Origin of the sequence: Neobacillus canaveralius, from assembly GCF_047237705.1 — a bacterium.
Taxonomy (GTDB): domain Bacteria; phylum Bacillota; class Bacilli; order Bacillales; family Cytobacillaceae; genus Neobacillus; species Neobacillus niacini_K.
Genome location: NZ_JBDFLL010000001.1, coordinates 3,710,102 through 3,733,192 on the forward strand (window position 1 = coordinate 3,710,102; position 23,091 = coordinate 3,733,192).

Genomic DNA, 23,091 nt, shown 5'->3' on the forward strand with positions numbered 1-23,091 from the left:
GGCGTGCTATTTATTTAATCGTAATAGTATGATAATAGGCATTCGCTATTTTTTTTAACGCCTCTTCTTGATCTTGTTCAAAGGCAATGATAAAGCAGGTTGAAGGCCCAGACGATTTTAATACGTCAAGATTCGTATTAAGCATATCTTTCGTAAATTCTGTATTTGTAAACATCTGATTTAACTCATATAAGATTCCTTTTGAGCCAACTGGCCAAACTAGTATTTCTCGAATTTTTGTTACTTCCAGAAAAACCGATAAAGGTACGACCTGATCCTTATTGTCAATTACTTCATTCCCAACTAATGGGCTGCCGATTACCGCGAACTTTAAATCATTTGAAAAAGCCTTCTCCGATATTTTTGATAAAGCCATTTTACCGAGAACTACTAATCCAACCGCGGATTGTTGTAAATCGAAATTACTTTCCGTACTTCCGGTTACCGGTACATCCTCTAGCTTTAATTCTGCTAAACCTTTTTGAATCCCATTTACAAGCTCATTCCATGTGTTATCCCCACAAAAATTATGAAGAACCACTGAAAACGGCTCTCCTCCTGTTGCGATACATTCCATTGCTGCTACTCTAAATGAGTAATATGCTATCGTTTCGTATGAAACTTGTACATGATCGCCTGCTTTCATTCCAATGCCGCCGCTATTATCACTTGCGATTATAAGCGAATCTTCATTATTTAGCGGGATTGTAATGATATCCCTCATAATTTCACATCTTTATTAATGAAATTTTGTTTAAAAAGACCTTTTAGTCGTGGGATTACGACTAAAGCAATAACCGTATTTATTATTGATGCTATTAATAACGACGGCACCAGTGCGATATAAAATGCTTTATTCATAATAATGATAAACGGCAATGGTGCCGCAAATGTATTCGCAAGGATAAATAGAATACTAGCTGTAACCTTTTTATTCTTTTTATAAAGGACACCAAAAATAAAGACTAGAAGAGCCATTTCGATTGCAATCAATACATGCATTGGTCCTAATGGAAAACCTGCGATTAATGCGGATAACAAATGCCCTAACGCACCGACAATTGCTCCTGCTCCACTGCCTAACAAGGCAGCAGCAAGTAAGGCTGGAAAAACATCAAAAGCAACACTGCCTATGGTTGCAGGAATCTTAATCGCAGCCCCAGCTGCGGATAACGCTGAAAACAATGCCAGTAAACTTAGCATTCTACTTTTCATCTTTACGTTTCCCATCTCTAAAAACATTTGCACTTCTTACATATTCTACATCTTTTACATTGAGTCGATAATTTACCACTCTTGCTAACGCAAAGAAATAGTCAGAAAGACGATTAAGATATTTTAGAGCTAATTCAGGCGTTTTCTCGCCGGTCTTCATTAATGTAACAACCAATCTCTCTGCTCTTCTTGTCACTGTTCTAGCAATATGAATCGAAGCAGCTGGTTTCGTTCCACCTGGTAAAATAAACCTTTCCAGCTCTGGAGCTTCTTGAATGTATTCATCAATCTTCTTTTCTAAGTAGTCAATGGCTTCTTTCTCCAGCTTATGCGCAACTTTATCAGAAACATTGGCAAGATCTCCACCACAGTCAAATAATTCATGTTGAATCTTTTCAAGATCAGCCAAAACATCTTTAAAGATTGCTTGATTTAGCTCAGTCATAACCTGACCGACAAAGCAATTTACCTCATCAACTGTTCCGTAAGCTTCAACTCGAATATCATCCTTATCGACACGTCCTCCAATAATACTTGTCTTTCCTTTGTCACCAGTCCTCGTATAAAGTCTCATAATTTCCCATCCCCCGTTTGTTTGATTGTTTGATTTAATCCATACCAAATAATGTCTACTTTATCTGCTTTAGCAGCAAGATCTTGATAAGCCCAGCCTGTCACATCCCTCCATAACCGATTCTCTTTCTCCACCGGGACAATTCCCTTTGTAATATCTGTTCCAATCACAACAAGCTTTCGGTTAGGCTCTGCTTTTTCCCAAATAAGCCAATTGTTTATGGCGGTATTCCAGATTTCACGACACCTATAAGAATCGTAGGTTTTCGTTAGCTCTTTTAACCAAATTTCGATACCTTCTAAAACGAGCAAATCACTTTCTATTTGGTTAATATCAGCCCTCAGAAATTGGTCCTGATAGGCTGAAAGCCAAGTACTCTTAACTCCGTATTTCTCCTTTACCCAAGCTCTTTTGCCGTTAAAGGCACCTCCCGTAATAAAGTGCAAGTGTCACGCCTCCTTAATGCTTCTTTTTCAAATACAAGTTCATATCCTTGATGATGAGGTACTTGCCACGACCAAAAATCATTGTGCTGAGGTGTAAATTCAGATAATAAATACCGAATGACCCCACCGTGAGTAACAATGGCACATCGTTGAATGTTTTGAGAGAGAATAGCTTCAGTAATCTTATCCCATCCAATTGAAACCCTTGTTGTGAACTCCACAAATGACTCTCCTTCTGGAGGACTATAAGTTTTAGGATCAGAAAGCCAACGCTTATAAAGAGGGAGATCTTTTAATTCTTCATAGGTTTTTCCTTCCCACTTACCGAAATTCATTTCTCTTAAATGAGATAAAAGATTTAAATCTTCATTTGGAAAAAGTATAGTGGCAGTCGTAATACATCTTGGCAAATCACTAGAGAAATATAGATTGTAGCTGTTGCTAGTGCTGATATTCTTTGACTCAGGACATAGCGGAGAATCATTCCACCCTAAATAGGTTTTGCGTTTATTCTCCTCCGTTATGCCATGACGAAATAATGCAACAACCACAGTGTCATCCATAGAAATAACTCAGTCCCTTCTACTGCGGCACCTAAAATGTCGCCCGTAATGCCACCAAACCACTTCATAGCTTTTCGGCGAAAAATAAGCAAAATAACGAATGTTGTAACAAGCAATATGGAGAAATAATTGAATGCATTATCAAACAATAACATGACAGCAATGAATCCAATGATATAGACAATATAGGTCCATAAATCCTTTAATGTTGCAGCACTTTGAAAAAGTGCTCCGAGTCCTTCTTTTTTTGCAGACTTTACGGTTAATAACAGCAGCCCCATCACGCTTTTACTTAATAGAGGGATTGCAGCTATCATTAGATATGATTCAACCTGTACATGTACGGTTATCTCATAAATAAATAGAAAACGGCTGCTTAACAAAACAATGACCGAAATTACACCAAATGCACCGGTTCTAGGGTCGTTCATTACCTCTAGTCTTTTGGGCTGATCTTTGTAAGAAAAATAGCCGTCACTCGCGTCCATCCAGCCATCCAAGTGGATTCCGCCTGTTAAAAGAATACTCATTAGCCAAAGCAAGAATGCTGCTGCGAGATTGGAAAAAGGAGTATATTCTAGCAATAGATAAAAAATCCCAGAATATATGCCCCCTTGAAGCAGACCTAGCAGCGGGAAAGCTTGAACAGCACTTTTTAGATGTGGTTTGTCCATTGGTAATTCAAGATGTACTGGAATGGCAGTGAAAAATTGCAGATTGATTAAGAAACCCCTAAGAAGTTTTCTCATTTCGAGCACCACTTGTTGATGATGTCATTTAGCATTTCAAAGTTTAAATGTTCTTTCATTCGATTGGCAATCTCATCATATCTTTTATCTAAGTATTCTCTTATATAAGTGGTTTCTTTGGTATGTAAGCCCTTGCTTTTGCGAATTTGATTTAACCAATGATTTCTCCATTCGTCATTATGAAAAAGATGATGAAGATACGTCCCGATTATATGACCATTCCTGCCATAATAACCTTCTTCCTTTCCATTCTCAAGTGATAAAAATGAACATCCTTCCTGGTGTAAAACTGTTTTTCCTAAATGAATTTCATACCCTTGTAGCTTTCTATTAATGGACAAACCTGTATTTTCGTGGTATACTCCGGCCGCTCTTACCGTTTCTTTTTCTTCATAAAAGATTGTTCTCCCAGGAATGCATCCCAATCCTCTTACGATATTATTCGCTATCCCCGTATCAGAACCAGCTTCATCAATAATTTCTTCACCAAGTATTTGATATCCACCACAAATACCGACCACATAGCCACCATTATCAAAATAATTTTGTATCAAGATATCGATTTGGTTATCTTTTAGAGTATTTAAATCATTGATCGTACTCTTTGTCCCAGGAATAATAACTGCGTCGGGGGTTCCAAATTCAGAAGCCTGCTTAACCCAGCGGATTGATACATCTTCTTCATACAAAAACGGTTCCAGATCACTATAGTTTGAGATAAATGGAAGCTGAATCACTGCAATATCCAAATTTCCCTTTTTACTGGCTGCAAACTGCTGGCTTATTGACAATGAATCCTCTCCATCAATCATATGATTCTCTACATATGGCAACACACCTAACACTGGAATCCCCGTCTTCTTTTCCAGCCAGTCAATTCCATCTTCAAATAAGCTCATATCTCCACGGAATTTATTAATGATTACTCCTGCAACTCTTTGTCTTTCATCCGGCTCCAAAAGCTCAAGAGTCCCAACAATGCTAGCAAAAACCCCGCCTCGATCAATATCCGCTACAAGAACTACTGGAACATCCGCCAGCTCGGCAACCTTCATGTTCACAAGTTCTCGGTCCTTCAAATTGATTTCAACCGGACTTCCAGCCCCTTCTATGACCACTAATTCATATTCACTCGATAACTGGTCTAAAGACTGCTTTATCACATCAAGTCCTTTTTCGTAAAAGGTATCTCGATATCCTTTTCCGGAAAGAGTCTTCAATGACTTTCCTAAATAAACAATCTCTGAATCTTGATTTGAGCGGGGCTTTAATAATATCGGATTCATCCATACGGTTGCCTCAATTTTTGCAGCCTCTGCTTGAATCCCCTGTGCTCTCCCAATTTCTTTCCCGTCTCTTGTCACATAAGAATTATTGGACATGTTTTGAGATTTGAAGGGTACAACTCTTTTACCTTCATTGGCGAACATTCGGCAAAGTGCTGTCACAATGAGGCTTTTACCAACATCGGACGCTGTTCCTTGTATCATAACTCCTTTCATTTTCTAACTCCCTTCATGTTGATTGCTATTCCTGCTTCAACCAAAAAGGCTTCATCAGCCTCCTTCACCAACTTTTGATGAATTTTACCGAGTATTCGTCCATATGAGAAAACGAGATCATTCTCTGTCATTGACTCATTGAATACTTCATTACTAACAACAATTAACACGTTTGCTCTGTCTCGTATTTTATTTATTCCTGTTATAATCGTTTCCTTTACATTTGCTAAAAAAGACTCATCCCATTTTTGATTGGAAGAGAACAGTTCATTATTTAAAAGGGTCGTCACACAATCGATAAGAATAATATCTTCTATGTTAAAAAGATCTGCCATCTCACCAATATTTTGAGACTGTTCAATGGTTCTCCAATGAAACTTTGCAGCTTCTCGGTCGCTCTGGTGCTTTCTGATTCGTTCCCGCATTTCTTGGTCGGAAGCCACACCTGTTGCTAAATAGTTTAATTGGCCACCATTTTCCTTTGCGAGTTCTACAGCAATTTTTTCAGCAAAACTGCTTTTTCCGCTCCTAACCCCGCCTAAAATAAAAATTAATGAAGCTGCCGCCATTCCAACAATACCTCCATTAATTTACTATTTTCATCCTTACTTTTTATAGCAAAGCGTAACCAATTTCCTTCTAAACCAGGAAAATTAAATGTATGGCGCGGAATAATCCCCTTTAGTAATAGGAATTCAAAAAGCTTATTCTGTTCCTTTTGATTGGAATCTCGTAACAAATAAAAATTAACCTGGGACGAAGTCATCACAAAATTATTCCTCTTAAAAAATGTACTCAGCCTCTCCCTTTCTTCCGAAATATAGACTTGAGTCTCTTTTATATATTCTTCATTTTGTAAACAAAGCTCCCCTGCCAATAAGGCAATACTGTTAATACTCCAGTGAGGCTGCAATCTGCTAATTTCCGCGATTAAGGCAGGGGCTGCAGCCAAATAGCCTAGACGAAGCCCTGGAATGGCAAACATTTTTGTCATCGACCGTATAATGATTAAATTTGAGAACTTATTAATATAAGGGATATAAGATTCATAGTTCACTAAAAAATCATAGAAAGCTTCATCCAAAACCACAAAACAATTTTGTTTTTCACATTCCTGTATGATTGAAATGACCGTTGACACTGAATATTGAATACCGGTAGGATTATTCGGATTACATAAAAATAATGCACCAGCATTCGTTAAGCTTGGAAGTATCTGTTCCATACTTAATTCAAAATGAGGTTCCAATAATTGATGGTACTGTATTTCACAATCGTTCGCACGACCTGCTTTTTCATATTCAGAAAAAGACGGCTCTACCACTACAACCTTTTTTCCAGAAAGAAACCTTGCAACAAGTGTAATAAGTTCTGCTCCACCATTTCCAATTAGTATAGACTGAGCTGAAATCTGTTCCTTATCCGCAATCTTTTTCCTAAGCTTTTCTGCAAATGGATCTGGATAAACGGTTATTTCCCGATAAAAATCATTCCATTTCTCTTTTAGTGCCGGAGGCGGGCCAAGTGGATTAATATTTGCACTAAAATCAATATACTTCTCTGGGAGCGAAAGTCCCAGCGATTTAAAAAGATGCTGCGGATTTGATCCATGTGAAGGCAAATTCAAGAATCATCCCTCCTATCCATAAGAATAGTACATATAAAAAGACTGTTTTATCCAAGATTTTATTGGCCAATAAGATATGATCAGCTTGTATGGGAACTAATGGATCCCCCATCTTTGCTCGATTTGAAACGATACCTCTGTAATAATTGATACCGCCAAGCTGAATCCCCAAGATAGCAGCAACAGCCGCTTCTCCCCAGCCACTGTTTGGGCTCGGGTGTTTCCTTGCATCACGGAATAATATTTTCCATGCCTGTTGGTACTCTATTCTCAAGGGCTTTGTTCCTAGAACCATCATGATTCCCGTTAACCTGCTAGGAATCCAGTTCATCACATCATCCCATTTAGCAGAAGCCCAACCAAACTCTCTAAATCTCTCATTCATATAACCTACCATTGAATCACAGGTATTCGTCGCCCGATAGACCATTGCCAGCGGTGCACCGCCTAAAAGGGCCCAAAATAATGGCGCTGTTACCCCATCACTGGTATTTTCTGCAACCGTTTCGATAGCTCCACGTGCAATTTCACTTTCATTCAATGAACCTGTGTCTCTTCCAACAATGTAAGATAGTTTTATTCTTGCGTCTGCCAAATCCCCATTTTCTAAGGGACCATACACACCAAGAGAAGCTTCTTTTAGACTTCTTTGAGCAATGGTTGTCGCAATAATCATACTTTCAACGATAATTCCAGCTATTGGGTGAATCCGATAACTAATTACTACAATGAACGTTACGATAAAAAGTACTATCCATAAAACAAAAAGGAGCATTATGACCCCTTTTAATCTTTTACCCTTTCCATGATTTAAGTGTTTTTCAAAGAATGTAATCAAAGTTCCTATCCATCTAACCGGATGTGGCCAATGTGGTGGATCCCCTACAACCTTATCAATAAAATAAGCTATGGTTATTGCTGTTAAATGATAGATAATCATACTTTTTTCCTTTTTTGAGATTTTCTAATACCCTCAAGCGTGCACTCGTAAACGGTTTTTCCAATTAGTTTGCCCAAAGGAGTAATTGTCCCCGCATACTCCAATCTTTCACCAGCCTGTGTAGCAGCGATTAAAATACTATCCGTTGAAGTACCGGTTGCAACGGTGCCTGTCACCGCATCAATCACATTTAAATCATGGAGCGCTTTTGCTTTGGCTTCGGTAGCGGTCATAATACTTTGAATAAAGGCCTCCTCAGTTAATTCACCATTAACGAAAATCCAAGTATTAATAGTGCCAGGTACCTGTTCAAATGTATGTTGTTCGCTTTTAGCAGCGTCTATCGCGTTCCCAACACCTGCAGTTACGACAACAAATAGTGAGAATCCAGTTCCTTCAACATGCTTAAATGAAACATCATCAAGGAAAACTGCGGTCATCATTCCTACTGTTTCTGAAGGTTCAAAGCCCTTTACTTTTAAAAAAGTAACCATTTCCTGTCGATGGTCGCTGCAGTTATAGTCTTTTCCAACATGTCGATTAACAAAAGTATGGTGCCAGCCTGTTCCTGATCCTACGACACCTGAAGACATCGTCCGTAATGGTGCAGGTGATCTTAATTCAATAATCTCATTTGTTACACGTAACAAACTTTCATCAATTTGAAATTTCTTTTTATCCTGTCTTGCTTCAGGTAATAACACCATTTGAGGTGCTGGTACTCTTGGATGAGGATGCTTCTGAATTTCGGTATGATAAACATCTCGAATTCTTTCTTCTCTAAGCACTTCGTTCGGGACATGGTTGATATTTATGGTGCCATTTTCGAGCAAGAGCAATCGATCACAATACAAGCCTGCAAGATTTAAATCATGAAAAATAGATACGACTGTTAGACCTGTCTCGGACGTCCAATTCTTTAATAAATCCAATAATTCTTTTTGATAAGATAAATCAAGATGGTTTGTTGGTTCATCTAATAGGAGAATTTCAGGTTCTTGGGCGAGTGCCTGAGCTAAAAACACTCTTTGTTTTTCCCCGCCAGATAACTCTTGTATCGTTTTATTTTGTAATGAAGTGATCCCTGTCTGCTTCATTACACGTTGTACAATCTTCTCATCCTTCTCTCCCCATGTCTGAAACCAGCCGGTTTGATGTGCATACCGACCAAGAGAAACCGTTTCTTTTACGGTATAGGAAAAAGATTGCGAAGAATGCTGCGACAAAACAGCTACAATTTGGGCAAGCTGTTTTGAATTATACTCCTGTAATCTTTTACCTTTAATGAGGATATCACCTGATACAATCGGCAAGATTCCGCTTATCATTTTTAATAAGGTGGTCTTACCGCTTCCATTTGGTCCCAAGATACCGAATAATTCACCTTTTTCAACTTCAAAAGAAATATCCTTTAGTATATATTCATCTGAATACCCGCCTGCAACATGTTGAACGTTAAGCATCCCTTTATCCACTTCTTTCCATCCTTTTTCTCTGTAATAGGATTAATGCAAATACCGGGGCACCAATTAATGCTGTTATGACTCCTATCGGTAATTCAGTTGGAGAAATAATTGTTCTTGAGATTAGATCAGCTAGAATTAAAAATCCACTTCCAGTAAGGATTGATAACGGGAGCAGGTGCCTATGATCTGGCCCCCATAATAATCTTGAAAGGTGCGGTATTACTAGCCCAACAAATCCAATCGTTCCGGAAACTGCCACCGCAGCGCCAGTTAATATCGATCCTGCCGTTAAGATGATCAGTTTTCTTTTTTGAACATTTACACCTAAATGGTGGGCACGTTCCTCACCAAAGGACATTGCATTTAATTCTTTTGCATTAATAATTAGGACGATAGATCCTAGCACAAAAAAAGGTAAAATAATTCTTATGTATTCCCAGCCTCTCATCGATACACTGCCCAATAACCAGCCAATAATTTGTCTAAGCTCATCGCCTGTTAAAGCGATCATGAGCGAAATGAAGGCACCAAGAAAGGAACTAAAAATGATTCCCGTTAAGACAATGGTTTCCACTCTCATCGAGCGTTCAATTTTCCTGGCGAAGGCGAGCACTAAAAAAATCGTAGCCCATGAAAACAAAATACTGAGTAATGGAAGGGTAAAGCTGCCGATGACGGGGATTGATAGTTGAAAAAATAAAGTCAGTACTGCCCCAACGGATGCACCGGAAGATACTCCTAAAGTATATGGATCTGCTAAAGGATTCCTTAATAGTCCCTGAAAGGCTGCACCTGCTATTGCGAGTGACGCCCCTACTAAACCAGCCAGAATGACTCGAGGTAACCGGATATTTAAAACAATACTTGAAAACATGGGATCGATTTTATCTAGTGGAAACGTTCCTAGGAGCTTTGATATGATAATTTCAATAATGGTAAAGATAGGAACCGAAACGGTTCCTATCGAAATTCCTAATAATACTGAAAAGAGAAGGAAACTTCCCGCAATTATATAGGCTAGTATTTTATTATTTAAAAACTTCTGGATAGACAGCCTTTGCAAGTTCCTCTACTCCTTCAACAATCCTTGGGCCAGAGCGGGTCACGCGATCAGAATCTACATCGATGACTTGCTTATTTTTAATCGCATTGACATTTTCCCAGCCTTGTCTAGATAACACTTGTTCAGCAGCATTTTCAGTATAAAAACCATATGTAGTAATGATGACATCTGGATTTCGGTCAATCATCTCTTCTTGATCGATTTTAATCCAGCCTTCTTGGTCATTTGCAATATTTTCAGCATTAATCAGAGTAATCATATCATCCATAAATGTGTTTTTTCCTGTTGTGAACACTTCAGGAGCAGGAGATACCTCTACAAATACTTTTTTCTTTTCTTTGATTTCTCCAGCCTTGGCTTTAATTTCTGCTAATTTATCCTGCATACTTTTAATCAGTTCTTCTGCTTTCTTGTTTTCACCTGTTGCCTTACCAATCATAGCAATCGAATCATATATTTGCTCGAAATTTTGAGCATCATTTATAACTAAAACTGTCAGCCCAGCATCTCTTAACTGTTGCAGGCCTTCTGTCCCATTCATTGCAGAGGCATGTGCTAACACTAGGTTTGGCTGCAATGAAATTATTTTTTCGATGTTGATTTCCATCCCGCCAATTTTCTCTTTTGTTGTGGCTTCTTCAGGATAATTATCAAAATCGGAAACACCTACAACTTCTTCTCCCAGCCCAAGTGCAAAAGCAATCTCAGTATTACTCGGAATCAATGAAACGATTTTTTCTGGCTTTGCATTTATCGTAACCTCATTATCTAATGCATCTTTAATGGTAACTGGATAAGCCGTTTCCTCCCCTTTTTGCTCCGTGCTGCTGTTTCCTTCATCCTTTACAGTTTCTTTCTGTTCACCACATGCTGCTAGTGCACCTATTGTTAACAAAAGAAATAATAATAATGCTGATAACTTTTTCATCTTTCTTCCCCCTATGAATTACGCCAAAATACATCACAAAAAAACTGCACCCTCTAAAAAATTCAAACAAAAAAACATCTCCACGTTACGTAGAGATGTTGGTTTGATTAAATGCCATTAATAAATGACTCTAGTCGTCCACACCTCCCTATCCTCGTAGGTTCTTTTTGGGGCACAAGAATAAGGCAGGTTTCCTGGCTCATGGTCATTGCTTCCTACGTCTTCCCATCAGTTGACAGTGACATTTTGCAGGTTGCTCCCATTTACAGTGGCGGGACCGCGTTGGATTTTAACCAACTTCCCTTTTAAGCTAAAAATCGATAAGATTTTCAGCACCTATTCTCCAATAATTTTTTTATGATAGACATAATTATATAGTAAATAAAAATGAAAGCTATATTTTTATGCAAATTTCGCCAAAAATCTTTTTATTATTCGAAAGTTCGCAATAAATTAGCCATTTCAATAGCACCAGTTGCAACATCCCAGCCTTTATTTCCAGCCTTTGTTCCTGCACGCTCAATTGCCTGTTCAATCGATTCCGTTGTTAATACTCCAAAAATAACGGGAATACCACTATCTAGATTAATTCTTGAAACCCCCTTCGCAACTTCATTACATACATAGTCGAAATGTGGTGTAGAACCACGAATTACGGTTCCAAGTGTAATAACAGCGTCATATTTTTTACTAATTGCCATCTTTTGAGCTACTAGAGGAATCTCAAACGCCCCTGGCACCCAAGCAATATCTACATCTGATTCACTAACACCATGTCTTTTCAGAGCGTCTTGCGCACCGCTTAATAATTTACTGGTAATAAACTCGTTAAAACGTCCTACAACGATTCCTATCTTTAAACCAGATCCTACTAAATTACCTTCATATATATGTCCCATTTTCATACCTCCAAATTATTGTGTAGTTTTTATTTTACCTTTTCCTCGTTGATTTCCATTTGCAATGGAACAGTTTCAACGACTTCAAGATCAAATCCCTTAATTCCTTTTATTTTCCGCGGGTTATTCGTTAACAATTTCATTTTGCTAATTCTTAGATCCTTTAAAATCTGAGCACCAATACCAAATTCACGTAAATCGGCTTCACCAGTGTTGTGACCATCCTCTAGCTGCTCATGTGCCCTTAATTTATTGACTAAACCACTGCCCTGGCGCATATAAAGGAGGACCCCATTACCTGCTCTTTCAATCTGACTTAGTGCCGCATGCAGCTGTGGTCGGCATTCACAACGGTAAGAACCGAAAACATCACCCGTTAAACACTCGGAATGTACACGAACAAGAATAGGCTGCTCTGGATTTATATCCCCTTTTATTAAGGCTAAATGCTCTTTACCATCAATGACGTTTGTATATCCAGCAGCCTTAAATTCACCAAATTCCGTAGGCAAATTGATTTCGACTTCACGTTTGACCAGCTTGTCTTTTTTATTGCGATACTCAATCAAATCTTTAATCGTGATCAATTTGACGTCAAGTTCATCAGCAATTTTCCGCAGCTCCGGAACACGTGCCATGGTTCCATCCTCATTCATAATTTCACAAATGACTCCAGCAGGCTTTGAGCCGCATAGTCTTGCTAAATCCACTGCCGCTTCAGTATGTCCGGTTCTCCTTAAGACTCCTCCTTTTTTGGCCACCAAAGGGAAAACATGCCCTGGCCGCTTGAAATCAGAAGGCTTTGATTCAGGATCGAGCATACTTAGTACCGTTGCAGAACGCTCAAATGCTGATATCCCTGTCGTTGTAAATTTATGGTCAATACTAACGGTAAATGCCGTACCATGTGAATCCGTATTGTTTGCGACCATTGGAAAAAGTTCTAATTTCTGTGCTAATTCCTCATCAATAGGAACACAGATTAAGCCCCTACCATGCGTAGCCATTAAATTGATTACCTCTGGTGTGGTTTTTTCAGCAATTGAGACAAAATCACCTTCATTTTCTCTGTCCTCGTCATCACAAACAATGATAACTTTTCCATTTTGCAAATCAATTATGGCATCTTCAATTTTATCGAACACGTGTAATCTCTCCTTTCATATGTACTTAAGCAAATCCATTCTCTTCCAAAAAGCTCGCACTAATACCGGCTTGATTTTTTTTATTTCCTGTATTTTGTCTACTCGTTAAAAAATGCCCCACATACTTTCCAATCATGTCGCATTCTAAATTGACAATATCACCTGATTCTTTAAGGCCAATGATACTTTCAGTCAAGGTATGGGGGATAAGTGATAGAGTAAAATCATTATCTGTTACACCAAATACTGTAAGGCTGGTCCCATCAACAGCAATGGAACCTCTTTCGATTACATACTTTAAGATTTCTTGGGAGGCCTCAATTTCATAGTAAACGGCATTTTCAACAGGCCTTTTAGTTTTTATCACACCTGTTCCATCGATGTGACCGGAAACAAAGTGACCGCCAAATCTCCCGCCAGCTGCCATTGCTCTTTCTAAGTTTACTTTAGAGCCGCGCTTCAAAGACTGTAAGCTTGAAGCCTTAACGGTTTCTGGCATAACATCTACGGTAAACTGGCTGTTAGTAAACCCAGTTACAGTAAGACAAACACCGTTTACCGAGATACTGTCGCCAAGATGAACATCCTTAAGAATTTTTTTGGCGTCAATTGTTAAAACAAAAGACTCCCCGCTTCGCTTGATATTCGCTACTACTCCTAATTCTTCAATAATGCCGGTAAACATAGCTTTTGTTCTCCTTCCCTATTTTTTGCAAGATCAAGCAAATTTTTTCATACTTACTATCATAAAAGAAGAAAAAGGACCCTGAAGATATGAAACACTTCAGGGTCCTTGGAAAAAGGCAATAAGAAAATAGGGCTTAAAAAAGGGTAGACTTCACCCTTGGCTAAACCGGATTTTTTCCTTCTCCCATCCAGACTTTAACTGTCGGCTCTGGAGTTTCACCAGATCCACCGCTTAAACTTTCGTTTAACCGGGTCACGGACTAAGAAGCAATGCTTCATCACCGCCGGTTAGGAATTTCACCTGACCCCGAAGGAATTATTCAACTATATGATTATTACTAGTATACCTAATAATTGTGATAATTGCTAAAAAAAAGAAGAAGTACTCAAAATCTTCTCCTTCAGATCATATTTAATAATCGCTTCCATAGGTTTTTACAGGCAGATATAACTCAAATTGAATACTACCATCGTTATCAAGATCTTTTTGATTAAAGACTTCTAAACTTAGGGCATACTCATCCAAATCATAGCCATACTCTTGCATCCACACTAACGTCTTCTTATATGTATTTTCTACTTCCTCCAGACTCCCTTTATGCGAAGTACAAACATAATTTTTACGAGGAATCGTAAACCCTACCATTCCCTCTGGGACATTTTCCAGCTTTTCAACTGGTGTTGTTACATAATAGGTTAATTCCGTTTCTCTGCTATGGAAGGGAGCAATTAAGATGGAAGTATTTGTTTGATTCGGTACCTCATCAATCCGCTCTTTCATAACATCAAATAATTCAGGAATGGTATTCAGTTGTGAATAGGTGCCGCTCCATGAAATTCCAACTACCTTCATTTCTTCTTTTTCAAGCACTTGGATATCCAAACATATCACTCCTCACATGTTGTTCATATATCTATTATTCTCACTGTAACCCTGAAATTCCTCCCTAAAGTCGACAACATTGTGAATACTTTAAGTTGGATGCTGCCTTACTAATACTATTTTTTGAACAGTTTATTTATGATAATTTTTTCCCATAGTCTCCATGGTAGTAAATTCTTCAAAAATATAGTAGTTTTAACACCACGGCCAATGGGATACCTCAAGTCCGGGTTTTCCGTTGTCGCAATCTCAGCAATTTTCTTTGCCACATCCAAAGGGTCGCCAAAACTGTTTTCCCCTTCTGCAAGATATTTTTCTATTCTCATCATATACTCCTGATAAGGAGAGTCAGACTGCAATGATTCTTGTGCAACCTGTTTACCTGTTGACCAGATATTTGTTTTGTAGGAACCGGGTTCTATTAAAACTACCTTCACACCAAATGGCAGCATTTCTAAACGAAGGCTCTCACTCCATCCCTCAATGGCATGCTTTGATGCACTATAGGGTGAAAGCCCAGGGAAAGCTACCTTACCGCTTATACTGCTAACATTAATAATACATCCACGATTTTGTTTCCTCATTAAAGGTAAAAAGGCCTTGGTGACAGCAAAAACGCCAAATACATTTGTTTCAAATTGTTTTCGATATTCATCCATCGATATTTCTTCAACAAAGCCTGCCCCGGCATAGCCAGCATTATTAACCAAAACATCTACTCTTCCAAACTCATCGAGTACCCGCGTTTGAAATGAGAGGATTGACTTTTCATTTGTAACATCTAATTCAAAAACAATGATCTTTGATTCAACTCCATGCTTACTTGCTTCTTGCAACAGGCTGCTGCTCTTATGGCTGTTCCTCATAGCAGCAATAACAGTAAAACCCTTTTGTGCTAATTCAATGGTGGTAGATAATCCAAATCCACTGGATGTACCGGTAATAATAGCTGTTTTATTATTCATGCCTTTATCTCCCTTTCACTTCTGCAAGACTTAGTTTAATACGAGAAATTTGCAAAAGCTGTCGAAACTTTTCATTTTTCAGAAGTATTAAAAAAGACTTTCAATTGACTAGTGTATTTTTTAACCAATTAATACTTTCCAAAAAAGAATATTCTGTGAATTAAACCTCTAGTATCAATCCGGATTAGATTGTTAATTTTAGTGTAAATAGATTATACTGAGGGTATGAAAGTACATTTTTTCAGGAGGATTTTCTAATGTCAGAAAACAATCAAACAAATCAAAATGAAGAACCAAAAAAGAAAATGAGTTTGCAGGAAGCTATGAAGCAGCAGTTAGCCAATAAGAAGAACAAAGCAGCAGCAGCGAATAACAGCCAAGGCGGTCTTCAAAATAGCCAAAAAATGAAAAGCCAGCAGACGAAAAAAGTAAGTAATACCCGCAGGAAAATGGGTGTTTAATGAACGGGCAAAATAGAAAAGATATCACTTCCGGTACTGAGGTTAAAATTGTACTTAAGGCTGATCAAAGAACTGGAAAACTTACAAATGGTGTCGTGAAGGATATTTTAACAAACTCAAGCACCCATCCTCATGGAATAAAGGTAAGGTTAATGGATGGTCAAGTTGGCAGAGTGCAGGAAATAGTAAATTCAAAGTCCAACTAATGAGTAATAGACAGGACTCCTAGGTATGAATTTTGTAAATTAGCCCTATACTATAAATAACCATTTTACTTATCACATATTGAACTCCACATTTTGTGGGGTTTTTTTTATGTTTTTACAGAAAAATAAAAAACAGACTCACAAATGGAGTCTGTTTTGATTTAGAAGGTTTATTATGCTTTACGAACGTTAACCGCTTGTGGACCACGTTGTCCATTCTCGATTTCAAACGTTACTTCTTGACCTTCATCTAACGTTTTGTAGCCTTCGCCTTGAATCGCTGAGAAGTGTACGAATACATCGTCTCCACCGTCACGCTCGATAAATCCAAAGCCTTTTTCACCGTTAAACCATTTTACTTTACCATGTTCCATTTTTGTAGCTCCTCCTAGCATGTAACAATTACATGAAATTGCAATATAGTCTTGCCCGATTATTATACCCAAGAGAAAATCATTTTAAACAAAATCCTCTTGTATAGAAAGTATTTCCCATTAAAATAGAATTTATTTAATAAAAAGAAATATCTTTTCCGTATATTGTAACTACCTTCGTAAATGATATCCCTAGAGCACCCATTTACGAATAGCAACAGCTACTCCATCTTCATTATTGTTAGCAGTGATCCAGTCAGCAGCCTTTTTTACTGTTTCTTGAGCATTTCCCATTGCAATTCCTAATCCGGCAGCATTAATCATCGCTAAATCGTTTAAGCTGTCACCAACTGCCATAACATTTTTCATCTCAATTCCAAGACGCTCACACACGAGTAAAAGTCCTTTAGCCTTATTAATTCCTACTGGATTTACCTCAATATTGGTTGGGGTTGAGTTACTTAATTCAAAGCCCCCTCTTGCTTCCAATTCTTTTTGAATCATATCTCTTGTTGGTACATCCTTTATGTTAAATCCAAATTTCAACCATTCCTCTGCGTGAATATCTTCCGGCATTTCATCAAAATAGTTCCGATTAGTGCTGATAGCCCAATATCGAATTTTATGCATTTGGGTCAACTCCAGCATCCACTGTATCGACTCCGAACTTACAAGTTTTCTATCCACTAAGCCTCTTTGATCATCATAAATTTCACTTCCATTAACGGTTACTAAATAAGATGTTAATGCAAGTGAATCCGCATGCTTCTGGCAGCTTCTTAGTGAACGCCCTGTGCTAAGGACGACATATACACCTTTTTCCTGTGCTTCTTTAATTGCTTTTCGATTTTCCTCCGAAACCTCATGCTCATCGTTTAGCAGAGTTCCATCCATATCAAGTGCAATCAGTTTAATATCAACATCACTTTTGAAATTCTCCATATGTATATAACTCCTTTCAACAATACTACTTAAGAGTAACATCAATTGCAGTGAACTCAAAATCAAAGTAAATGAAGATATCCCTGCGATTGTTACAGGGATACTTCCTTTTTACTGCTGGTATTGTACCCGATGAAGGCTTGCAAAAATACCGCCTTGTTCGATTAACTCGTCATGACCGCCTTCCTCAGCAATACCATCTTCCGTCACGACAATAATCCGGTCAGCATTCCGAATGGTTGCAAGTCTATGTGCAATAATCAAGGTTGTTCGGTTTTTTGCCAACTCGTTTAAAGCTTCCTGGATGACCATCTCTGTTTCGGTATCGAGTGCAGATGTGGCTTCGTCTAAAATTAATATAGGTGGATTTTTCAAAAACATTCTGGCAATCGCAAGTCTTTGTTTTTGACCGCCTGAAAGCTTTAATCCACGTTCTCCAATTTCAGTTTCGTATCCATCTGGCAATGATTCAATAAATTTCTCAAGATGAGCGCTCTTAGCTGCTTTTACAATTTCCTCATCAGTAGCATTTCGCTTACCGTATGCAATATTTTCTCTAATTGTCCCCGTGAAAAGAAAAACGTCTTGTTGAACAATACCGATTTGAGAGCGCAGTGATTTTTTTGTCATGTTACGAATATCAAATCCATCAATTGTTATGCTGCCCTTGCTGGCATCATAAAACCTAGGAATCAAGGAACAAATGGTTGTTTTACCTGCCCCAGATGGTCCGACAAACGCAATCGTTTCACCTGCACGAATGTCCAGGTTAATATCTTCAAGTACTAATTTTTGCTGGTCATAACTAAAGGAAACATCTTTAAAGACAATATCACCGCTTAGTGAAGCTACTTCGATAGCATCATCAGTATCCTTTAGTTCTGGTTCAGAGTCTATTATTTCCATAAAACGTTTAAATCCAGCCATTCCTTTAGGATACAATTCCATAATCGCACTAATTTTATCAATTGGTTTAAAAAGAACATTTACATAAAGGACAAATCCGACGAGCTCCCCATAGGAAAGCTGCCCGCTAAAGCTTAGCCATGCTCCATAAACTAGAACAACAATCGTAATAAGTCTTGTCATCATATAAATACCAGATAAACTGAAAGACATCACTCGATATCCAACTAATTTTGCATTTCGATATTTAAGATTATTTTTTCGAAATCTCGCAATCTCAAAATCTTCATTTGTAAATGATTGAACAACACGGCTCCCTGAAACACTATCTTCCACTCGAGCATTTACATCTGCAATGCTTGTGTACATATGACTCCAGGCCTTATTCATCTTTAGATTACAAACTACAACTAATAATGCCAATAACGGTAAAATTATCACAGCCACAAGCGCTAGTTTCACATTGATCGTCAGCATAATCCAGAATGCACCGATAAAAGTCATCACTGCAATAAATACATCTTCAGGTCCATGGTGTGCTAGTTCCCCGAGGTCAAATAAATCGTTAGTTATTCTACTCATAATATGTCCTGTCTTGGTATTGTCAAAAAAGCGGAAAGACTGTTTTTGGACATGCTCAAAAAGTTCTTGCCTCATGTCTGTTTCAATATTAATCCCAAGCTTATGGCCCCAATAATTCACAACAAACTGCAAGAAGGTACTAAGTACATAAACAGTCAACAGCGCAATACTAACCGTCACAATGCTTTGCCAATCTCCCCCCGGCAGCAAGTCATCAATAAACCATGATACAGCCAGCGGAAAGGCTAATTCCAAAACCGCAACCGCAACAGCACTGCTAAAATCAAGAATAAAAAGCTTTTTATGCGGTTTGTAATAGGAAAAGAAACGTCGAATCATCGCAGTTCTCCTTTTTAGTTAAGTACTTGGATTATATGAAAATATTTTGAAAATTACAATCAAAAAACCACCTGGAAACCTTCAGGTGGAAGTATTTATGCTTTATGTAATTAATGGTGGTGATGATGACCGCCTTTTGATGGATTAGTAATTAGCCATTCTTCTTTTGGAACATGGAACAGTTGGATCCATACTCCATCTAGATAATCCTCACGAGTATCTAAAATTATATCAATGTCCTTATCTGTTTTTACCACTTCATCATGTTCTGTTGGAGTATCTAGCATTAAATCATAATGGGCGTGATCGCCATGCATATTGGTTACATACACACGGAACAATTTCCCTTCTGCTTCTGGTCCTTCCAACATTTTTTTCAATGCTTTCGCTGCATGGCGATTGATTTTGACTTTCATATTTGTCTCTCCTATTCCATTGTTATACATAACATTATCCCATTAATTTTCAAAAATAGACAATTATTTTATTAGTCAAACTTCCAAGCTGATTTTTACTGGAATTAAAAACCTTAACAAATTTGTCACAAATTCTTCAAAAAACGTATATAAACATCACACCTTTGTTGTTAATATTGTGGTACGAGATAATAACACTAATTATGTAATTATTATTAGCAAAAAATTATTTTAGTTAAACCTCCACCTTGGTTTGTGAATGAATTCACGAACAACCACTATGATAATCAATGAGAGGAGTTAAAAAAACATGCACAAAAAAGGTATAAAAGTGGCTTTAATTTCAGTATTTTTTACAATCATCACCGTATTAGCTGGATGTGAGCCATTACTAGTCCTGGATCCTAAGGGTCCTCAAGCAGAAAGACAGGCAAGCGACATCCTATTATCGATAGGATTAATGGCTGTCATTGTCATTGTCGTTTTTGCATTGTTAGTCTATATGTTAGTAAAATATCGCGCTTCTAAACAAAAACCAGATTATGAACCACCTCATATTGAAGGAAACCTTTGGGTTGAGGTCATTATGGTAGGTATTCCCGTAATCATCGTTGCTTTTCTATCTTATATATCCGTTCAAAGTAACTATATTGTTGAGGCAACACCAAAAGGATACGAAGATAAGGAACCATTGGTCGTATATGCTTCATCCTCAAACTGGAAGTGGCACTTTAGTTACCCAGAAGAAGGCATTGAAACAGTAAATTACTTATATATCCCAACAGACCGACCACTGGAATTTAAACTGTATTCATATGGACCGATTACTAGTTTTTGGATTCCACAGCTTGGGGGACAAAAATATGCAATGGGTGACCATGTAACAACTTTACATTTAGCCGCAGATGTCCCTGGTGAATTCATGGGCCGAAATGCAAACTTCTCGGGTAAAGGATTTGCTGAGAATACCTTCAATGTTACGGCCATGTCTCAAGAGGATTTTGACGACTGGGTGAAAGAAGTAAAAGAAACAGCTAAACCGATAACAGAGAAAAAGTTCGAAGAATTATTAGAACCTGGTCATCTCGGGCAGCAAACATACACAGGAACTCACTTAGAATTTTCGCCTGCGCCGACAGGTCATAATCATACAGAAAAATCATCAGAAACACCTGAAACAGAAACTGACACAGATGCACATACCGGACACGAGGGTATGAGTCATTAATATTAAAAAGTAATCTTCCCTTGAAAGGAGATATAATAAATGGATTTCTTTGATCGATTTGCCGTACCACATCCTAGTCTTGCGATTTATGCCTCAATGGCGGCAATTGGGCTAACAATCATCGCAGTTCTTGCCGGATTAACTTATTTTAAAAAATGGGGCTACCTATGGCGTGAGTGGTTAACCACTGTTGACCACAAACGAATTGGCATTATGTATCTGCTCTCTGCCCTCCTCATGCTATTCCGAGGCGGGGTTGACGCCATCATGATGCGTGCTCAGCTGGCAGTACCTGAAAACACTCTGCTTGACGCACAGCATTATAATGAGATTTTCACGACACACGGGATCGTAATGATTCTCTTCATGGCAATGCCATTCATTATGTTTTTTATGAACTTTGTTGTTCCATTGCAAATTGGAGCACGTGATGTCGCGTTCCCACGTTTGAACGCATTAAGCTTCTGGCTATTCTTTATGGGTGCGATGTTATTCAACATTTCATTCGTTGTCGGCGGATCACCTGACGCAGGCTGGACATCTTACTTCCCGCTTGCAGGTACCGAATTTAGTGAATCTGTTGGTAACAATTATTATATGATTGCGATTCAAATCGCAGGTATTGGTACATTAATGACAGGTATCAACTTTATTACTACTATTCTCAAAATGAGAGCACCTGGTATGACATTAATGAAAATGCCAATGTTTACTTGGTCTTCTTTAATCGCGAACGTCATCATCGTTTTCGCATTTCCAGTTTTAGCTGTGTTACTAGCTATGGGAACCCTTGATCGTCAAGTTGGAACACATTTCTTCACCATGGATAATGGCGGTATGGATATGCTTTGGGCCAACATTTTCTGGGTTTGGGGACACCCTGAAGTATATATCTTAATATTGCCGGCTTTTGGTATTTACAGTGAAGTTATCTCAACTTTTGCTCGTCGTAACCTATATGGTTATAAATCTATGGTTGGTTCGATGGTTATTATTTCCCTTCTCTCCTTCCTGGTATGGGCGCACCATTTCTTTACAATGGGTCAAGGTGCTTTTACAAATAGTATCTTCTCGATTACAACCATGGCAATCGCCGTACCGACAGGGGTCAAGATCTTTAACTGGCTTCTAACGCTGAGAAAAGGAAAAATTGTTTTTACTACGCCAATGCTTTATAGCATGCTTTTCATTCCGTTATTTACACTTGGCGGAGTTACCGGGGTAATGCTTGCAATGTCTGCTGCAGACTATCAATATCATAATACAATGTTCTTAGTTGCTCACTTCCACAACGTTATTATTCCTGGTGTTGTCTATGCGATGCTTGCAGGGCTGCATTATTATTGGCCAAAGATGTTTGGTTTCATGTTAAATGAAAGAATTGGAAAATGGACAGCATGGCTGCTTTCAATTGGCTTCCTCTTAGCCTTCATGCCTATGTATATTTCAGGTTTAGATGGTCAGGCACGCCGGATGTACACATATTCTGAAGCTGCCGGATTTGGCGCAATGAATATGATTTCATTTGTGGGAGCCGCAATCATGGCCATTGGGTTTGTATTAATCGTCTACAATATTTACTATAGTACTCGATATGAATCAAGAGATATCAGTAATGATCCATGGGATGCTCGTACGCTAGAGTGGTCTACACATACACCAGTACCAGAATATAATTTTGCGATTTTACCAGATGTACGTTCTAACGAAGCATTATGGGACGCAAAGAAAAATGGTCATGTATTATTTAAAGGTGAATACGAAAAAATTCACATGCCAAATAATAGCGGTATCCCGTTCATCATGAGCTGTATCTTCTTTGTTTGGGGATTCTCCTTTATTTTCAGCTTGTGGATTCCTGTAATCCTTACAACCATAGGAATTTTTGTTTGTATGGCTCTACGGTCATTTGAACAAGACCATGGCCGCTATATCTCAGTTAAAGAAATTGAAGAAACAGAAACAAATTTGCGAGGTGCTTAAAA

Annotated in this window: 26 protein-coding genes and 2 riboswitches; of the genes, 4 read left to right on the plus strand and 22 right to left on the minus strand. The window is 38.2% G+C overall.

Going from position 1 to position 23,091, the window contains the following annotated elements:
* Positions 1-10: 10 nt before the first annotated feature.
* From ABC255_RS18605 to ABC255_RS18690, 18 genes are all read right to left on the minus strand, one after another.
* Positions 11-724 (minus strand): ATP-binding protein, encoded by a 714-nt coding sequence (locus ABC255_RS18605; RefSeq protein WP_412995809.1) that lies wholly within the window; start codon positions 722-724, stop codon positions 11-13.
* Positions 721-1,215 (minus strand): ECF transporter S component, encoded by a 495-nt coding sequence (locus tag ABC255_RS18610; RefSeq protein WP_412995811.1) that lies wholly within the window; start codon positions 1,213-1,215, stop codon positions 721-723. The genes ABC255_RS18605 and ABC255_RS18610 overlap by 4 nt, the downstream gene beginning before the upstream one ends.
* Positions 1,205-1,789, minus strand: a complete 585-nt coding sequence (locus ABC255_RS18615; protein WP_412995813.1) for a cob(I)yrinic acid a,c-diamide adenosyltransferase — start codon at positions 1,787-1,789, stop codon at positions 1,205-1,207. Before ABC255_RS18615 ends, ABC255_RS18610 begins: the two co-directional genes overlap by 11 nt.
* A complete protein-coding gene (locus ABC255_RS18620) occupies positions 1,786-2,235 on the minus strand; it encodes a bifunctional adenosylcobinamide kinase/adenosylcobinamide-phosphate guanylyltransferase (RefSeq protein ID WP_412995815.1) in 450 nt (149 codons plus the stop codon). Before ABC255_RS18620 ends, ABC255_RS18615 begins: the two co-directional genes overlap by 4 nt.
* Positions 2,187-2,786, minus strand: a complete 600-nt coding sequence (locus tag ABC255_RS18625) for a histidine phosphatase family protein (RefSeq protein ID WP_412995817.1) — start codon at positions 2,784-2,786, stop codon at positions 2,187-2,189. Before ABC255_RS18625 ends, ABC255_RS18620 begins: the two co-directional genes overlap by 49 nt.
* Positions 2,756-3,547, minus strand: a complete 792-nt coding sequence (gene cobS / locus ABC255_RS18630; RefSeq protein ID WP_412995819.1) for an adenosylcobinamide-GDP ribazoletransferase — start codon at positions 3,545-3,547, stop codon at positions 2,756-2,758. The genes ABC255_RS18625 and cobS overlap by 31 nt, the downstream gene beginning before the upstream one ends.
* Positions 3,544-5,049, minus strand: coding sequence for a cobyric acid synthase (locus ABC255_RS18635; protein ID WP_412995821.1), 1,506 nt, complete (start codon positions 5,047-5,049; stop codon positions 3,544-3,546). The genes cobS and ABC255_RS18635 overlap by 4 nt, the downstream gene beginning before the upstream one ends.
* The gene (locus ABC255_RS18640; RefSeq protein WP_412995823.1) at positions 5,046-5,618 is read right to left on the minus strand and encodes a bifunctional adenosylcobinamide kinase/adenosylcobinamide-phosphate guanylyltransferase; all 573 of its coding nucleotides are present in this window, start codon (positions 5,616-5,618) and stop codon (positions 5,046-5,048) included. Before ABC255_RS18640 ends, ABC255_RS18635 begins: the two co-directional genes overlap by 4 nt.
* Entirely contained in the window at positions 5,600-6,676 is a 1,077-nt protein-coding gene (cobD, locus tag ABC255_RS18645; protein WP_412995825.1) for a threonine-phosphate decarboxylase CobD, read from the minus strand. The genes ABC255_RS18640 and cobD overlap by 19 nt, the downstream gene beginning before the upstream one ends.
* Positions 6,633-7,616 (minus strand): adenosylcobinamide-phosphate synthase CbiB, encoded by a 984-nt coding sequence (gene cbiB / locus ABC255_RS18650; RefSeq protein WP_412995827.1) that lies wholly within the window; start codon positions 7,614-7,616, stop codon positions 6,633-6,635. The genes cobD and cbiB overlap by 44 nt, the downstream gene beginning before the upstream one ends.
* Positions 7,613-9,079, minus strand: coding sequence for an adenosylcobinamide amidohydrolase (locus ABC255_RS18655; RefSeq protein WP_412998586.1), 1,467 nt, complete (start codon positions 9,077-9,079; stop codon positions 7,613-7,615). Before ABC255_RS18655 ends, cbiB begins: the two co-directional genes overlap by 4 nt.
* A 4-nt stretch (positions 9,080-9,083) precedes the next feature.
* Entirely contained in the window at positions 9,084-10,145 is a 1,062-nt protein-coding gene (locus ABC255_RS18660) for a FecCD family ABC transporter permease (RefSeq protein WP_412995829.1), read from the minus strand.
* On the minus strand, positions 10,111-11,073 hold the full coding sequence (locus ABC255_RS18665; RefSeq protein ID WP_412995831.1) for an ABC transporter substrate-binding protein: 963 nt from the start codon (positions 11,071-11,073) through the stop codon (positions 10,111-10,113). Before ABC255_RS18665 ends, ABC255_RS18660 begins: the two co-directional genes overlap by 35 nt.
* 167 nt (positions 11,074-11,240) lie before the next feature.
* A riboswitch (cobalamin riboswitch) is annotated at positions 11,241-11,428 on the minus strand.
* 76 nt (positions 11,429-11,504) lie between these two features.
* The gene (gene ribH, locus ABC255_RS18670; RefSeq protein ID WP_335530104.1) at positions 11,505-11,972 is read right to left on the minus strand and encodes a 6,7-dimethyl-8-ribityllumazine synthase; all 468 of its coding nucleotides are present in this window, start codon (positions 11,970-11,972) and stop codon (positions 11,505-11,507) included.
* 29 nt (positions 11,973-12,001) lie between these two features.
* Positions 12,002-13,117, minus strand: coding sequence for a 3,4-dihydroxy-2-butanone-4-phosphate synthase (gene ribB, locus ABC255_RS18675; RefSeq protein WP_412995833.1), 1,116 nt, complete (start codon positions 13,115-13,117; stop codon positions 12,002-12,004).
* A gap of 25 nt (positions 13,118-13,142) precedes the next feature.
* Entirely contained in the window at positions 13,143-13,802 is a 660-nt protein-coding gene (ribE, locus tag ABC255_RS18680) for a riboflavin synthase (protein WP_412995835.1), read from the minus strand.
* 174 nt (positions 13,803-13,976) lie between these two features.
* Positions 13,977-14,123, minus strand: a riboswitch (FMN riboswitch).
* Positions 14,124-14,216: 93 nt separating this feature from the next.
* Positions 14,217-14,687: a GyrI-like domain-containing protein gene (locus tag ABC255_RS18685; RefSeq protein WP_412995836.1), complete on the minus strand. Its 471-nt coding sequence runs from the start codon at positions 14,685-14,687 to the stop codon at positions 14,217-14,219.
* Positions 14,688-14,803: 116 nt separating this feature from the next.
* Entirely contained in the window at positions 14,804-15,652 is an 849-nt protein-coding gene (locus ABC255_RS18690) for an oxidoreductase (protein WP_412995838.1), read from the minus strand.
* Between the two features lie 257 nt (positions 15,653-15,909).
* Between ABC255_RS18690 and ABC255_RS18695 the strand changes: the two genes are divergently transcribed.
* Together ABC255_RS18695 and ABC255_RS18700 are read left to right on the plus strand one after the other, a co-directional pair.
* A complete protein-coding gene (locus ABC255_RS18695; protein ID WP_095248756.1) occupies positions 15,910-16,113 on the plus strand; it encodes a hypothetical protein in 204 nt (67 codons plus the stop codon).
* Positions 16,113-16,319, plus strand: coding sequence for a YwbE family protein (locus ABC255_RS18700; protein WP_412995839.1), 207 nt, complete (start codon positions 16,113-16,115; stop codon positions 16,317-16,319). The genes ABC255_RS18695 and ABC255_RS18700 overlap by 1 nt, the downstream gene beginning before the upstream one ends.
* Positions 16,320-16,492: 173 nt before the next feature.
* Here the strand turns inward: ABC255_RS18700 and ABC255_RS18705 are convergent, their stop codons facing one another.
* From ABC255_RS18705 to ABC255_RS18720, 4 genes are all read right to left on the minus strand, one after another.
* Entirely contained in the window at positions 16,493-16,693 is a 201-nt protein-coding gene (locus ABC255_RS18705) for a cold-shock protein (RefSeq protein ID WP_045515670.1), read from the minus strand.
* A gap of 192 nt (positions 16,694-16,885) precedes the next feature.
* Entirely contained in the window at positions 16,886-17,635 is a 750-nt protein-coding gene (locus ABC255_RS18710) for a Cof-type HAD-IIB family hydrolase (RefSeq protein WP_412995841.1), read from the minus strand.
* Between the two features lie 111 nt (positions 17,636-17,746).
* Positions 17,747-19,462, minus strand: coding sequence for an ABC transporter ATP-binding protein (locus ABC255_RS18715; RefSeq protein ID WP_412995843.1), 1,716 nt, complete (start codon positions 19,460-19,462; stop codon positions 17,747-17,749).
* Between the two features lie 110 nt (positions 19,463-19,572).
* Positions 19,573-19,878 carry an iron-sulfur cluster assembly accessory protein gene (locus ABC255_RS18720; RefSeq protein ID WP_412995845.1) on the minus strand — a complete coding sequence of 102 codons (306 nt, stop codon included), beginning with the start codon at positions 19,876-19,878 and terminating at the stop codon, positions 19,573-19,575.
* 310 nt (positions 19,879-20,188) lie between these two features.
* Here ABC255_RS18720 and qoxA point away from each other — a divergent pair, with 310 nt between their 5' ends.
* The gene (gene qoxA / locus ABC255_RS18725; protein WP_412995847.1) at positions 20,189-21,106 is read left to right on the plus strand and encodes a cytochrome aa3 quinol oxidase subunit II; all 918 of its coding nucleotides are present in this window, start codon (positions 20,189-20,191) and stop codon (positions 21,104-21,106) included.
* 39 nt (positions 21,107-21,145) lie between these two features.
* Positions 21,146-23,089, plus strand: coding sequence for a cytochrome aa3 quinol oxidase subunit I (qoxB, locus tag ABC255_RS18730; RefSeq protein WP_412995849.1), 1,944 nt, complete (start codon positions 21,146-21,148; stop codon positions 23,087-23,089).
* The last annotated feature ends 2 nt before the right edge of the window (positions 23,090-23,091 follow it).